Source organism: Streptomyces sp. STAM6, assembly GCF_054963715.1.
Map to the genome: position 1 here is coordinate 46,813 of NZ_JBUEFZ010000036.1, position 13,637 is coordinate 60,449.

At 73.4% G+C, this 13,637-nt stretch carries 12 protein-coding genes, 1 rRNA gene and 1 pseudogene; 3 read left to right on the forward strand and 11 right to left on the reverse strand.

Annotated elements, in window-relative coordinates; genetic code table 11:
* Nucleotides 1-94 precede the first annotated feature (94 nt).
* The gene (recN, locus tag ACY34K_RS28910; RefSeq protein ID WP_462752330.1) at nucleotides 95-1,813 is read right to left on the reverse strand and encodes a DNA repair protein RecN; all 1,719 of its coding nucleotides are present in this window, start codon (nucleotides 1,811-1,813) and stop codon (nucleotides 95-97) included.
* Nucleotides 1,814-2,007: 194 nt separating this feature from the next.
* On the opposite strand from recN, the gene ACY34K_RS28915 reads away from it, so the two are divergent.
* Entirely contained in the window at nucleotides 2,008-3,309 is a 1,302-nt protein-coding gene (locus tag ACY34K_RS28915; protein WP_462752309.1) for an FtsX-like permease family protein, read from the forward strand.
* A 32-nt stretch (nucleotides 3,310-3,341) separates the two neighbouring features.
* Here the strand turns inward: ACY34K_RS28915 and ACY34K_RS28920 are convergent, their stop codons facing one another.
* Genes ACY34K_RS28920 through ACY34K_RS28930 form a run of 3 tightly spaced genes read right to left on the reverse strand, consistent with a single transcriptional unit; the run spans nucleotide 3,342 to nucleotide 5,414 of the window.
* Complete coding sequence (locus tag ACY34K_RS28920; protein ID WP_462752311.1) at nucleotides 3,342-4,286, reverse strand: NAD kinase; 945 nt, start codon at nucleotides 4,284-4,286, stop codon at nucleotides 3,342-3,344.
* Nucleotides 4,283-5,098 carry a TlyA family RNA methyltransferase gene (locus ACY34K_RS28925; RefSeq protein WP_462752313.1) on the reverse strand — a complete coding sequence of 272 codons (816 nt, stop codon included), beginning with the start codon at nucleotides 5,096-5,098 and terminating at the stop codon, nucleotides 4,283-4,285. The genes ACY34K_RS28920 and ACY34K_RS28925 overlap by 4 nt, the downstream gene beginning before the upstream one ends.
* 7 nt (nucleotides 5,099-5,105) lie before the next feature.
* On the reverse strand, nucleotides 5,106-5,414 hold the full coding sequence (locus ACY34K_RS28930; RefSeq protein WP_462752332.1) for a hypothetical protein: 309 nt from the start codon (nucleotides 5,412-5,414) through the stop codon (nucleotides 5,106-5,108).
* 156 nt (nucleotides 5,415-5,570) lie between these two features.
* On the opposite strand from ACY34K_RS28930, the gene ACY34K_RS28935 reads away from it, so the two are divergent.
* On the forward strand, nucleotides 5,571-5,918 hold the full coding sequence (locus ACY34K_RS28935) for an SCP2 sterol-binding domain-containing protein (RefSeq protein WP_462752315.1): 348 nt from the start codon (nucleotides 5,571-5,573) through the stop codon (nucleotides 5,916-5,918).
* Here the strand turns inward: ACY34K_RS28935 and ACY34K_RS28940 are convergent.
* The 4 genes from ACY34K_RS28940 to ACY34K_RS28955 all read right to left on the reverse strand — a co-directional run bounded on the left by ACY34K_RS28940 (nucleotide 5,907) and on the right by ACY34K_RS28955 (nucleotide 10,011).
* The gene (locus ACY34K_RS28940; protein WP_462752317.1) at nucleotides 5,907-6,731 is read right to left on the reverse strand and encodes an ABC transporter ATP-binding protein; all 825 of its coding nucleotides are present in this window, start codon (nucleotides 6,729-6,731) and stop codon (nucleotides 5,907-5,909) included. The genes ACY34K_RS28935 and ACY34K_RS28940 overlap by 12 nt on opposite strands.
* A gap of 80 nt (nucleotides 6,732-6,811) precedes the next feature.
* Entirely contained in the window at nucleotides 6,812-7,876 is a 1,065-nt protein-coding gene (locus ACY34K_RS28945) for a FecCD family ABC transporter permease (protein ID WP_462752318.1), read from the reverse strand.
* A complete protein-coding gene (locus ACY34K_RS28950; RefSeq protein WP_462752320.1) occupies nucleotides 7,873-8,928 on the reverse strand; it encodes a FecCD family ABC transporter permease in 1,056 nt (351 codons plus the stop codon). Before ACY34K_RS28950 ends, ACY34K_RS28945 begins: the two co-directional genes overlap by 4 nt.
* A gap of 48 nt (nucleotides 8,929-8,976) precedes the next feature.
* Nucleotides 8,977-10,011: an HAD-IIA family hydrolase gene (locus ACY34K_RS28955; RefSeq protein ID WP_462752322.1), complete on the reverse strand. Its 1,035-nt coding sequence runs from the start codon at nucleotides 10,009-10,011 to the stop codon at nucleotides 8,977-8,979.
* Between the two features lie 72 nt (nucleotides 10,012-10,083).
* Between ACY34K_RS28955 and ACY34K_RS28960 the strand changes: the two genes are divergently transcribed.
* Complete coding sequence (locus tag ACY34K_RS28960; protein ID WP_462752324.1) at nucleotides 10,084-11,364, forward strand: DUF1015 family protein; 1,281 nt, start codon at nucleotides 10,084-10,086, stop codon at nucleotides 11,362-11,364.
* A gap of 66 nt (nucleotides 11,365-11,430) precedes the next feature.
* On the opposite strand, the gene ACY34K_RS28965 is transcribed toward ACY34K_RS28960, so the two are convergent.
* From ACY34K_RS28965 to rrf, 3 genes and pseudogenes are all read right to left on the reverse strand, one after another.
* Nucleotides 11,431-12,213 (reverse strand): tetratricopeptide repeat protein, encoded by a 783-nt coding sequence (locus tag ACY34K_RS28965; RefSeq protein WP_462752334.1) that lies wholly within the window; start codon nucleotides 12,211-12,213, stop codon nucleotides 11,431-11,433.
* 471 nt (nucleotides 12,214-12,684) lie between these two features.
* Nucleotides 12,685-13,326: pseudogene (locus tag ACY34K_RS28970) on the reverse strand (tetratricopeptide repeat protein); the annotation flags it as partial.
* A gap of 106 nt (nucleotides 13,327-13,432) precedes the next feature.
* Nucleotides 13,433-13,549 (reverse strand): 5S ribosomal RNA (gene rrf / locus ACY34K_RS28975).
* Nucleotides 13,550-13,637 lie beyond the last annotated feature (88 nt).

Here is a 13,637-nt window from a genome sequence, read left to right on the forward strand (position 1 = left end):
CTCGCCGGCGCGGTTCCGATGCCGCCCGTTATCTCGTGCGGCGCGAAGCCGCCGCGCCGGCGTGTGCGGGGCGGCGGCCCCGCACGCACACCCCTCAGGCGTCCGCCCTGGCCGTCGCCAGGAGTTCCTCCGCGTGGGCGCGGGCCGTCTCGGAGTCCTCCTGGCCGGCCAGCATGCGGGAGAGCTCGCGCACCCGGTCCTCGCCCTCCAGGACCGTGACGCCGGAGCGGGTCACCGAGCCGTCGTTGGTCTTCTCCACCAGCAGCTGCCGGTCGGCGAAGGCCGCGACCTGCGGGAGGTGGGTGACGACGACGACCTGGGCCGACTTGGCGAGCTTGGCGAGGCGGCGGCCGATCTCCACGGCCGCCTTGCCGCCGACGCCCGCGTCGACCTCGTCGAAGAGGTACGTCGGCACCGGGTCGGTTCCGGCGAAGACCACCTCGACGGCGAGCATCACGCGGGACAGCTCACCGCCCGAGGCGCCCTTGGCGATGGGCCGCGGCGGGGCCCCGGGGTGCGGGGCGAGCAGCAGCTCCACCTCGTCCGCGCCCATGGGGCCGTACGCCACGGTGCGCCCGCCGACCTCGACGCCGTCGGGGTCCTCGGTCTGGCGGATGTCGAACGACACGCGCGCGTGGGGCATGGCCAGCGACGCCAGTTCCGCCGTGACCGCTTCGGCGAATCGTGCCGCCGCCTCGGTCCGGGCGTCCGTCAGCGCCTGGGCCAGCCCGGACAGTTCGGCCCGCAGGGCGTCGCGCTCCGCGGTGAGTTCGCCGATCCGGTCGTCGTCGCCGTCCAGTTCGGTGAGCCGGGCGGCACCGTCCTCGGCCCAGGCCAGTACGGCGGCGATGTCCTCGCCGTACTTGCGGGTGAGCGCGGTCAGCGCGGCGCGGCGCTCCTCCACGGCGGCGAGCCGCCGCGGGTCGGCGTCCAGGTTGTCGGCGTACCCGGCCAGTTCTTGTGCGACGTCGGCGAGGAGGATGGAGATCTCACCCATCCGGTCGGCGAGGACGGCGAGCGCCGGGTCGTGTGAGCGTACGGCCTCCAGCGCCCGGCCGGCGCTCGCTACGAGGGTCGTCGCGTCCAGGACCTCCGGGTCCTCGGGGTTGCCGGCCAGCGCCCCGTGGGCGAGCGCGGCGGCCGAGGCGAGGGCCTCCGCGTGACCGAGCCGCTCGGCCTCGGCGGCCAGCTCGGCGTCCTCTCCGGCCCGCGGCTCGACGGCCTCGATCTCGCCGAGGCCGAAGCGCAGCAGATCGGCCTCCTGGGCCCGTTCACGGGCCCGTGTGGTGAGTTCGTCGAGCTCGGCGGAGACGGCCCGCAGCCGCCGGTACGCCTCGCCGTACGCGGCGAGCGGGCCGGCGACCGCGTCGCCCGCGTACCGGTCGAGTGCCCCGCGCTGCCGGGCGGGCTTGAGCAGGCCCTGCTGGTCGGTCTGGCCGTGGACGGCGACGAGTTCGTCGGCGAGCTCGGCGAGCATGCCGACGGGCACGGAGCGCCCTCCGAGGTGCGCGCGCGAGCGGCCCTCGGCCGAGATGGTGCGGCTGATGAGCAGCGCGCCGTCGTCGAGCTCGGCCCCGGCCTCCCCGGCCCGTTCCGCCGCGGGGGCGTCCGGCGCCACCCTGATCCGCCCCTCGACGACGGCCGACGCGGCGCCGATCCGCACCAGGGCGGGGTCGGCGCGCCCGCCGAGCAGCAGCCCGAGGCTGGTGACGACCATGGTCTTGCCCGCGCCGGTCTCACCCGTGACCGCGGTGAAACCGGGTGACAGCTCGACCACCGCGTCGTCGATGACTCCGAGCGACCGTATCCGCATCTCCTCCAACACGGGGAAGACCTTACGAGGTCCGGGACCCGATGTGCGACGGCCCCCGCCCCGCGTCGCCGAAGCCGCAGGTCGTGGCGGAGGGCCGTGATCCGTCTGTCACCCAACGGGGTGGGGTTTACCCCCGCTCGTCCGGGTGGCCTCCCTCATGGTCCGGGCAGGTGGCCGGCGGCACGCTGATCATCATGAGTAATGGACTGGCGGGGGCCACCCTGCGCGCGCACCGCCCCGCTTTCGTAGGCACGGCGGTGGCCGCGCTCTTCGCCTCGACCGTGGTGAGCGCGTCGACGATGATGCTGACGACCGGGGCGGCGGGTGAGACGGCGCTTGTGCTCCTGATGGGCTCTGTCTATATGTCGATTTTCGTGATCGCGTCGACGATGGGCACGGCGGTGGCGCAGCAGCACCGGGAGCTGGCACTGTTCCGGACGGTGGGCGCCCGGCCGCGCCAGGTGCGGCGTGTGGTGGTCGTGCAGGCGCTCATGGCGTCCCTGCCGGCCGCCGCGGTGGGGTTCGTCCCTGGCGGGCTGTTGGCGCGGCTCTGGTTCGACGGGATGGCGGCACGCGGTCTGGTGCCGGCCGGGACGGAGTTCCGCTTCGGCTGGCTCGCCCTGCCGGTGTGTCTGGCGGTCGCCGCCGTGACGGCCACGCTCGCGGGTTTCCTCTCCTCGCTGCGGTTCTCGCTGCTGCGCCCCTCCAGGGCGCTGGCGGAGGCCTCGGAGGGCCGCCGGGGCCTCGGGTGGCCGAGGACACTGCTCGGGCTGGTCGCGGTCGCCGGTGGGGCCGTTCTGTCCGTCCTGCTGTCGCGCGGGCCGGCCGAGGACGCGAACCAGGGGGCGTTCCTGGTCCTCATCCTGTTCTGCGTGGGCACGGGACTGCTGGGGCCGCGGGTGGTCGGCCCGGTCGCCCGCCTGGTGTCGGCGGTCACCGGGAGGTTCGGCGCGAGCGCCCGGCTGGCGATGCTGAACGTGCGGTCCCAGCCGAGGCGGTTCGCGGCGGCGGTGATCCCGCTGGTGCTGGTGGTCGGCTTCGGCGTGACGAAGATCGCCGCCCGTACGACGGCCGAGCACCGCACCGGCTCGGCCGGCACCGCGAGCGAGGTGTGGCTGGACTACTGCGGGACGGCTCTCTACGCCGGCTTCGCGGCGACGGCCGCGGCCAACACCCTGGCGATGATCTCGTTCGAGCGGCGCCGCGACGTCGCCCTGTTGCGGGTCATCGGCTCGCAGCGCGGCCAGGTGCGGGCGATGGCGGCCTGGGAGGCGCTGGTGGTGTCGCTGACGGCGCTGGTGCTGGGCGGTGCGGTCGCGCTGGCGACGCTGGCCCCGATGCTCATGACGGTGTACGGCTCGCCCGTGCCGTACCTCCCCGGGCCGGTACTCCTCGGCATAGCCGGAGGCACGGTGCTGCTGGCCCTGCTCGCCACCGGGCTGCCGGTGCGGGCGGTGCTGCGGCACCGTGCCATCGGGGTCGTCACCGCCGCGTAGCCGGCCGCGGCGGAGTCACCCGCCGGGTCCGCTCAGTGCGGGGCGCCGCGCCAACCGGACACCGGCAGGGCGAACTTGGCGACGAGCCGGTCCGTGAACGACGCGTGGTGCAGCCGCGCGAGCCGCACCGGCACGGCGCCCCGGCGCACCTCCACCCGGGCCCCGGCGGGCAGTTCGATGGTCCGTCGCCCGTCGCACCACAGGACCCCGTCCGGGGTGTGCGGCTCGACCTCCACGGTCAGCACCGAGTCCGGGGTGGTGACGAGCGGCTTGGCGAACAGCGCGTGGGCGCCGATCGGCACCATCAGCAGCGCCTCCACCTCGGGCCAGATCACCGGCCCGCCGGCCGAGAAGGCGTACGCCGTGGAGCCGGTCGGCGTCGCGCAGATCACGCCGTCGCAGCCGAACCCGGTCACCGGACGGCCGTCGATGGCGAGGACGACCTCCATCATCCGCTCCGGGGCCACCTTCTGTACGGCGGCCTCGTTGAGCGCCCAGTCGGCGTGCAGGACATCACCGTTGTCGTAGACGGTGACATCGAGGGTCATGCGCTCCTCGACCTCGTACGCCCGGGTGACCACCCGGTCGACGACCTTGTCGAGGTCGTCCCGCTCGGCCTCGGCGAGGAAGCCGACCCGGCCGAGGTTGACGCCGAGCATCGGCACGCCGGAGGCGCGGGCGAACTCGGCGCCGCGCAGCAGGGTGCCGTCCCCGCCGAGCACAATCAGCAGCTCGCAGCCGTCGAGCACGTCCGGGGTGGCCTCGGCGACCGTCTCCACCGTCGGCGGCAGTGGCAGGTCGGCCGCCTCGGCGGCCAGGACCCGCACGCCCAGTCCGCTGCGCAGCAGCCCGAGCACGACGAGTTCCGCGCTGCGGACGGCGGCCGGGCGGCCGGTGTGCGCGAGCAGGAAGACCGTGCGCTGTGCTGGTGTCGTGGAATCGGTCGGTGCTGTCGAAACTGCTGTCGTCGATGTCAACGAGGTCCCTCCGCCACGGCGCGGTCCACATCCGCCGGATCCAGCGCGGGCGCCCCGGCCCGCAGCCACAGAAAGTATTCGACATTGCCCGAGGGGCCGGGCAGCGGGCTGGCGGTGACCCCCAGCACGCCGAGCCCCAGTTCGCCGGCCTGCCGTGCCACGGTGCGGACGGCGTCCGCGCGCAGCTCCGCGCTGCGTACGACGCCGCCGCTGCCCAGCCGCTCCTTGCCGACCTCGAACTGCGGTTTGACCATCAGGACCAGGTCGGCGCCGGGCGCCGACACTCCGACGAGCGCGGGCAGCACGAGGCCCAGCGGGATGAAGGACAAGTCACCCACCACCAGGTCCACCGGCTCTCCGTCGATCACGTCCAGCGTCAGCTCACGGACATTCGTACGGTCCTTGACGGTGACCCGTTCATCGCTCTGCAGGGACCAGGCGAGCTGGCCGTAGCCGACGTCGACGGCGACGACGTGGGCGGCGCCGGCGCGCAGGAGGACATCGGTGAAGCCGCCGGTGGAGGCGCCGGCGTCGAGGGCCCGCCGGCCCTCGACCCGCAGTCCGCGCGGTACGAACGCCGCGAACGCCCCGGCCAGCTTGTGGCCGCCGCGCGAGACGTAGTCCGGGTCGGCGTCGTCCTGGGCGACGACGATGGCGGCGGCGGTCTCGACCTGCGTCGCGGGCTTGGTGGCGACGGTCTTGCCGACGGTCACCCGCCCCGCGGCGATCAGCTGGCTCGCGTGTTCGCGCGAGCGGGCGAGCTTGCGGCGTACCAGCTCGGCGTCGAGACGGCGGCGTGCCACTCCTGCCACGTTCGGTTCAGCTCCTGTTGTCGTACGGCGGTGCGGGCTGGGGGCGTGCGTCGAGCGCGGTCAGCGTGTCGCGCAGTCCCCGGTGTACATCCTCGTACACCTCCAGGTGTCCGTCCGCCGCGAGGTGGTCGGCGTCGCCCAGCCGCTCCAGGGCGGCGTCGACCCGGGGGTGCCCGGTCGGGACGCGCTCGACGCCGAGCGGCGCGGGCGCCGCGGGCTCGTGGTCGTCGGCCGCCTGCTCTCCGTGGGCCTCCGACGGGGCATCCTGTGCGGCCTCCTCGGCGGGCCGCCGTGCGGCACCCGGTTCGGCGGGCACGTCGACGGCGTACTCGGGGGGCGCGTCCACGGCGTGCTCGGGTGGCGCGTCGGCGGACACGTCCACGGCATGCTCGGGGGGCACGTCGGCGGCCTCGGGCATCACGTCGTTCATGCCCAGACGCTATCGCGAAGCCCTGCGGTACGGTCGGTGACGATGGCGACGATCGAGGAGTGCCGCAGCGCACTCGACAAACTCTCCGACAACCTGCGGCGCGCGAACGGCGAGGTGCGCGGCGCGGCGGCCCTCGACCGCACTCTGAGCTGCCACATCACGGACCTCGGCACCACGTTCACGGGCCGCCTCGCGGACGGCCGGATCGAGGTGCTGGACCGGGTGGACGGGCTGCCTGCCGAGAAGGCCCAGATCCGGCTCGCGATGAGCGGCGACGACCTGGTGGCGATGGTGGACGGCGAGCTGAACTTCGCGCGGGCGTGGGCCTCCGGCCGGGTCAGGCTGGAGGCGGGCCTCCGCGACCTGATGCGGCTGCGCTCACTTCTCTAGCGCGCCGGCCGCGGCGCCCGCCCGGGCGCGTGCCTTCCGCCCCGCCGGGACCACCAGCGGCGTGCCCGTCTCCGGGTCGTCGATGACCTGGCAGCGCAGCCCGAAGACCCGCTCGACCAGCTCGGCGGTGACCACCTCGGACGGCGGCCCCTCGGAGACGATCTCGCCGCCGCGCACGGCGATGAGGTGGGTGGCGTACCGCGCCGCGTGGTTCAGGTCGTGCAGGACGGCGACCAGGGTGCGCCCCTGCGTCTCGTGGAGCTCGGCGCACAGGTCCAGCACGTCGATCTGGTGCTGGATGTCGAGGAAGGTGGTCGGCTCGTCGAGCAGCAGCAGCGGGGTCTGCTGGGCGAGGGCCATCGCGATCCACACGCGCTGGCGCTGGCCGCCGGACAGCTCGTCGACGTAGCGGTCGCCCAGCTCACCGACGCCGGTCGCGTCCATGGACTCCTGGACGATCCGCTCGTCCTCCTTGGACCACTGGCGCAGCAGCCCCTGGTGGGGGTAGCGGCCACGGGCGACGAGGTCGGCGACGGTGATGCCGTCGGGCGCGATCGACGACTGCGGCAGCAGGCCCAGCGTCCGCGCCACCTTCCTGGCGGGCATCGTGTGGATGGCCTGGCCGTCCAGCAGCACACGGCCCTCGGCCGGCTTCAGCATCCGCGACAGGGCGCGCAGCAGGGTGGACTTCCCGCAGGCGTTCGGGCCGACGATCACCGTGAACGAGTTGTCGGGTATACCGACCGACAGATCGCGTGCGATGACCCGCTGCTCGTAGGCGAGGGTGACCGATTCGGCGCTGAGGCGCTGCATGGGTGTCGTACTCCTGGAGGTGTCGCCGGCGCTCGGGGAGGCGTCGCCGGAGCTCTTGCGGGGGTCGGAGGCCGACGGGGTCATATCCGGCCCGCCCTGCGTTCGGTGACCAGCAGCCACAGCAGGTATCCGCCGCCGACGATGCCGGTGACGACACCGACCGGCAGCTGACGCTCGCCGAAGGCGTTGGTGGCGGCCCAGTCGGCCGCGAGGAGCAGCGCGGCGCCCATGAACGCGGACGCGCCGAGGTTGGGACCCGGGGAGCGGGTGAGCCGGCGGGCGAGCTGCGGGGCGCTCAGCGAGACGAAGACGATCGGCCCCGCCGCGGCTGTGGCGACCGACACCAGGAGCACGGCGGCGCCCATCACCACCGCCCGGGTCCGCTCGACCCGTACCCCCAGCGCGTACGCCGCGTCGTCGCCCATCTCCAGCATCCGCAGCGGCCGCCCGCAGGCCAGCAGCAGCGGGACGAGCACGGCGCACACCGCCAGCAGCGGCCGGAACTGCGCCCAGTCGCGCCCGTCGAGGGAACCGGTCATCCACAGCACCGCACGGGTGGCGTCGACCAGCTGCGCCTTGGTGATCAGATAATGGATGACGGCGGTCAGCACGGCGGTCGCGCCGATGCCGACGAGGACGATCCGGAAGCCGTGCACCCCGCGCTTCCAGGCGAGCAGATGGACCGCCGCGCCGGCGGCGAGGCCGCCCACGACCGCACCCGCGGCGACGGCGGACGAGCCGCCCCGGAAGAGCACGATCACGGTGAGCGCGCCGACGGCCGCGCCTTGAGTGAAGCCGAGCATGTCGGGGCTTCCCAGCGGGTTGCGGGAGACGGACTGGAAGACCGCGCCTCCGATGCCGAGTGACATCCCGACCAGGATCGCCACGAGGACGCGGGGCAGCCGCAGGTCGTGGACGACGAACTCCTGCGCCATGGTGCCGTCGCCGAGGAGGGTGGCGACGACGTCGCCGGGCGCGATGGGGTAGTCGCCGCTGCCGATGAGGACGACTCCGGCGGCCAGGGTCGCCAGCGCCAGCAGCAGGACGGCGACGACCGCCCGTGTCCGGAAGCGGACGGACAGGCCGCCGGGCGTGCGTATCGTCCTCGCCCCGGCCGTGACCTTCGCCGTACGGGTCGCACTCACAGCTGGGCCATCCTCTTGCGGCGTACGAGGTGGATGAAGACGGGCCCGCCGACGAGCGCGGTGACGATGCCGACCTGCAGTTCGGCGGGGCGGGCGACGAGCCGGCCGATGACGTCGGACCCCAGCAGCAGCACGGGCGACAGGACGGCCGCGTAGGGCAGGATCCACCGCATGTCGGGGCCGGTGAGGGCGCGTACGAGGTACGGCACCATCAGGCCGACGAACACGATCGGCCCGCAGGCGGCGGTCGCACCGCCGCACAGCAGTGTCACCGACAGCATGGCGAGGACGCGGGTGCGGTTGAGGTGGGCGCCGAGGGCGCGGGCGGTGTCGTCGCCCATCTCCATGGCGTTCAGCGGCCGGGCCACGAGCAGCGCGAGGAGCACGCCGGCCAGGACGAACGGCGCGACCTTGCGGACCGTCTCCATGTCGGCGTTGGCGAGCGATCCGACGGTCCAGAACCGCAGCCGGTCGAGGGCCGCCGCGTCCAGCAGCTGTACGGCGTTGACGTAGCCGTACAGCGCCGCGGTGGCCGCGGTACCGGCCAGCGCCAGCCGCACGGGCGTGGCACCGCGGCTGCCGCCCAGCACGTACACGACGACCGAGACGACGGCGGCTCCCAGGAACGCGAACCAGACGTAGCCGGTGAGCGAGGAGACGCCGAAGAAGCTGACGGCGGTCACCACGGCCGCCGACGCGCCGGCGTTGATGCCCATGAGCCCCGGCTCGGCGAGCGGATTGCGGGTGAGCGCCTGCATGACCGCGCCGGACAGCCCGAGTGCGGCACCCGCCAGCAGTCCCAGCAGGGTCCGCGGCACGCGCAGGTCGTGGACGATGACGTCGTTGCCGGTACCGGTGTACCGGAACAGGCCGTGCCAGACATCGGCGAGCGGAATCTGCTTGGCCCCGATCACGATGCTCGCGACGCAGATCAGCAGCAGGACGGCGACCGCGGCGAGCAGCCCAGCGGCGCGCACGGAGGCGCGCCCCGTACGGGGCCCGGCCGCGGCCGCCGCGTCCGCGCTCGGTTCAGGAGGACTCTCGACCAACACCCGGTTAGGTTAGCCTGCCCTGTTTTCCCTCCGGCGACCCGCCCCGGCTCACCAGCCGAGCCGCGCCAGCGCCTTCCCCGCGTCGAGCGTGCACGCTCCCGGCCCGGCCTGCGTCCAGGCCGCCGCGCACAGTGCCCGCAGCCCGTCCAGCGCCGCACCGTCCCCGTCGATCACCAGCGCGTCCCCGCGGGCGGCCGCGGTCCAGCCGCCGCAGGAGAAGCCGGCGCCGTCCGAACCGGCCACCTCGGGCTGACCGGTGAGCAGCCCCCGCAGATCCGCGTCGACGTACGTGGGCCGGTGCCGCGGCACGGCCGCCAGCAGCTGCGCGGCGTCCGTCACGCCCGTCAGCACGAGCAGCGAGTCGACACCGCCGTTGAAGGCCCCCTCGATGTCCGTGTCCAGCCGGTCGCCCACGACGAGCGGCCGCTCGGCACCGGTCCGCAGGATCGTTTCCCGGTGCATCGGCGGCAACGGCTTGCCCGCGACCTGCGGCTCGGCACCCGTCGCGATCCGCACGACCTCCACCGCCGCCCCGTTGCCCGGGGCGATCCCCCGCGGGCTCGGGATCGTGAGATCGGTGTTCGACGCGAACCACGGCACCCCACGCGCGACGGCGTACGACGCCTCCGCGAACCTCCCCCACGGCAGCTCCGGTCCGCCGTATCCCTGGACCACGGCCGCCGGGTCGTCGTCCGCCGATTCCACCGGCTCCAGACCGCGCTCACGCAGCGCCACCCGCAGCCCCTCCCCGCCGATCACCAGGACCCGCGACCCCGCGGGCACCTGCTCGGCGATCAGCCGCGCCACGGCCTGCGCGGAGGTGATCACGTCGGCCGGCTCCGCCGGTACCCCCAGCTCGGTCAGGTGCGCGGCCACCGCGTCCGGCGTGCGCAGCGCGTTGTTCGTGACGTAGGCCAGGTGCATACCGCCGGCCCGGGCCGCGCCGAGCGCGTCCACGGCGTGCGCTATGGCCTCCCCGCCGGCGTACACGACCCCGTCCAGGTCCAGCAGCGCCGTGTCGTACGCCTCGCTCAGCGCGGTCGCACTGCCACCCGGCCGGTTCCTGCCCTGCTGCTGACCCATCGTCCCGCTCTCCTCACTCGACGCCACTCCCCCGATCATCGCTCATCGCATCCGCCCGCATACGATGCGGGGATGAACACCAGAGGTCCTGCGGCCAACGACGGCCTGCACCTGATCCCGTTCCGCGGACTGCGCTATGTCCCCGACCGGGTCGGCAGCCTCGCCGCGGTGACCTCACCGCCGTACGACGTGGTCGTGCGGCCCGACGGCCTGCACCACCTGGAGTCGGCCGACCCGCACAACATCGTCCGGCTGATCCTGCCGCAGGCCGCCGGCAACGGCGCCCGCCACCAGCTCGCCGCGGACACCCTCGACAGCTGGCTCTCCGACGGCGTCCTCGCCGCCGACGACGAACCGGCCCTCTACGTATACGAGCAGCGCAAGGGCGATCTGCTTCAGCGCGGCCTCATCGGCGCGCTGGAACTGTCCGCCCCGGCCGAGGGCATCGTCCTGCCCCACGAGGATGTCATGCCGCACGTGGTCGAGGACCGCGCGGCCCTGATGCGCAGCACGGCGGCCAATCTGGAGCCGCTGCTGCTGACCTACCGGGGCAACGGCAGCGCCACGGGCGCGACCGCCGTCATCGAGCGCACCATCCTGCGCTCCCCGCTGCTCGCCACCACCACCGAGGACGGCTTCAGCCACCGGCTGTGGTCGGTCACCGACCCCGCCGAGCTGGCGGAGGTCGCCGCGGATCTCACGCGGCATCAGGCCCTCATCGCCGACGGCCACCACCGCTGGGCCACCTATCTGCGACTGCGCGAGGAGCATCCGTCGGCCGGCCCGTGGAACTACGGGCTCGTCCTCCTCATCGACACGGCTCGCTATCCGCTCCAGGTACGCGCCATCCACCGGCTGCTGAACCGCCTCCCCGTCGCGGACGCGCTGGCCGCGGTCCGGGACTCCTTCCGCGTCCGCACCCTCGACGTGCCCCTGCCGGACGCCCTGGAGGTCCTGGCGTCCGCCGCCTCCGAGGGCAACGCCTTCCTGTTCGCCGGCGACGGCCGCTTCCATCTGGTCGACCGCCCCTCCGAGGACCTCCTGTCCCGGACGATCCCGGCCGACCGCCCGGAGGCCTGGCGCACGCTCGACGCGACGGTCCTGCACGCAGCCATGCTGGACCACCTCTGGCGCATACCCGACACGCCCGAGCACATCTCGTACATCCACGACACCGAGGCCGCGGTCATCCAGGCCGAGCGCCGTGGCGGAACGGCGGTCCTGATGCATCCGGTGCGCGAGGACGTGGTCCGCGGCCTGGCCCGCCAGGGCGTCACGATGCCCCGCAAGTCCACTTCGTTCGGCCCGAAGCCGGCGACCGGTCTCGTCCTGCGCAGTCTCACGATCGACTGAACGGCCGGCCGACAACGCAGAAGGGCGGCACCCCTCGGGGTGCCGCCCTTCTGTCATTCCGGCTGATCAGGCCTTGTCGTCGTCTGCGTGCTCGACGCGGTCCTCGTGCTGCTCGGGAGCGTCCGCCTGGGGATCGTCCGCCTCGTGGGCGAACTCGCCGTCGGCCTCTTCGTCCGCCACGTCGACGAACTCGACGCCGTCCATCTCGGCGAGCCGGTCGGAAGCGTCGGTCGCGCCGTCCTTGTCGGCCTCCAGCGACTTGGCGAACCACTCACGTGCCTCGGCCTCACGCCCGGCCGCCAGCAGCGCGTCGGCGTACGCGTACCGCAGCCGCGCGGTCCACGGCTGTACGGAGTTCGACGCCAGCTCCGGGCTCTGCAGGGTGACGATGGCGGCATCCAGCTGTCCCATGTCCCTGCGCGCCCCCGCGGCGACGAGCCGCATCTCGACCTGACCGGACTTGTCGAGCTTCTGCACCTCGGGCTCACCGGCCATCGCCAGCGCCCGCTCCGGCCGGCCCAGGCCGCGCTCGCAGTCGGCCATGACCGGCCACAGCTCGACGCTGCCGGTCATGCGCCGCGCCGCGCGGAACTCGGCGAGGGCCTCGGCGTACTTCTGGCTGGCATACGCGGCGAAGCCGGCGGCCTCCCGCACGGCCGCGACGCGCGAGGCGAGGCGGAGCGCCACGCGCGAGTAGCCGTAGGCCTTCTCCGGCTCCTCGTCGATGAGCTTGGCGACCATCACCAGGTTCTTGGCGACGTCCTCGGCGAGCGTCTTCGGCAGGCTCATCAGCTCCTGCCGCACGTCCTTGTCGATCTCGTCCCCGGTGACGTCCGGGGGGATCGGCAGGCGCTTGATGGGCTCGCGGTCACGGTCGTCCCGCCGGAAGCCGCCACGGTCGTCACGCCCGCGGAAGCCGCCCCGACCGCGGTCGTCACGGCGGTCGTCACGGCGGTCGTCGCGCCCACGGAAGCCACCGCGTCCCCGATCGTCGTCGCGACGCGGCCCACGGGGACGGTCGTCCCGGTCCCGCCCGCGGAAGCCGCCCCGGTCGTCTTCGCGACGGAAACCACCACGGTCGTCACGCCGGTCGTCACGGCGGTCATCGCGGCGGTCGTCACGGCGCTGGCCGCGGTCGTCGCGCGGGAAGGTGCCACGGTCGTCACGCCGGTCGTCGCGACGGAAACCGCCTCGGTCGTCCCGCCGATCGTCACGGCGCGGCGCCCGGTCATCGCGGGGGAAGCTCGGACGGTCGCCACCGCGCCGGAAACCACCGCGGTCGTCGCGGCGGTCATCCCGGCGGTCGTCCCGCCCGCGGAAGCCGCCACGGTCGTCTTCGCGGCGGAAACCGCCACGGTCGTCACGCCGGTCGTCACGACGGAAGCCGCCACGGTCGTCGCGGCGGTCATCACGGCGGTCATCACGGCGGAAGCCGCCTCGGTCATCGCGACGGTCGTCACGGCGGTCGTCACGGCGGTCATCGCGACGGAAGCTACCGCCACGGGTGTCCTCACGACGGAAACCACCACGGTCGTCACGGCGGTCATCACGGCGGTCGTCACGGCGGTCGTCGCGACGGAAACCACCGCCACGGCTGTCGTCACGGCGCCCGAAACCACCGCGGTCGTCGCTGCGCCGCGGCCCACGGTCACGGTCGTCGTCGCGACGGAACGCCGGCCGCTCATCGCGCCGGTCATCGCGACGGAAACCACCGCCACGGCTGTCGTCACGGCGCCCGAAACCACCGCGGTCGTCGCTGCGCCGCGGCCCACGGTCACGGTCGTCGTCGCGACGGAACGCCGGCCGCTCATCGCGCCGGTCGTCACGGCGGAAACCACCGCCACGGTTGTCACGCCGGAAGCCGCCCCGTTCACCGCCGTCCTTACGACGCGGCTCGCGCTCCGGACGATCGTCGGAGGAGTTGGTGGACATCGACGTGGCTCCTGTCTTCGGGTACCGCAGTCATTCTCGCGCAGTCGGCCGTCCGACGCGCTTCGAGCAAATCAAGCAAACAAAAAGGACCCTTGGTCCCAGCATGAACGCTGGGACCAAGGGTCCTTCAAAGATTGTTCGGCGGCGTCCTACTCTCCCACAGGGTCCCCCCTGCAGTACCATCGGCGCTGAAAGGCTTAGCTTCCGGGTTCGGAATGTAACCGGGCGTTTCCCTAACGCTATGACCACCGAAACCCTATCGGGTTCTAGCGAACAAGCACACTCTTTAATTAATAAGTGAAACTGGTTCAACCGGTGCGACTGTTCGCAACCCGGGAACC

Coding starts and splice junctions, on each gene's coding strand:
- ACY34K_RS28940 (WP_462752317.1), bottom strand. CDS start 6,731: ATGCAGCGCCTCAGCGCCGAATCGGTCACCCTCGCCTACGAGCAGCGG.
- recN (WP_462752330.1), bottom strand. CDS start 1,813: ATGCGGATACGGTCGCTCGGAGTCATCGACGACGCGGTGGTCGAGCTG.
- ACY34K_RS28935 (WP_462752315.1), top strand. CDS start 5,571: ATGGCGACGATCGAGGAGTGCCGCAGCGCACTCGACAAACTCTCCGAC.
- ACY34K_RS28960 (WP_462752324.1), top strand. CDS start 10,084: ATGAACACCAGAGGTCCTGCGGCCAACGACGGCCTGCACCTGATCCCG.
- ACY34K_RS28915 (WP_462752309.1), top strand. CDS start 2,008: ATGAGTAATGGACTGGCGGGGGCCACCCTGCGCGCGCACCGCCCCGCT.
- ACY34K_RS28955 (WP_462752322.1), bottom strand. CDS start 10,011: ATGGGTCAGCAGCAGGGCAGGAACCGGCCGGGTGGCAGTGCGACCGCG.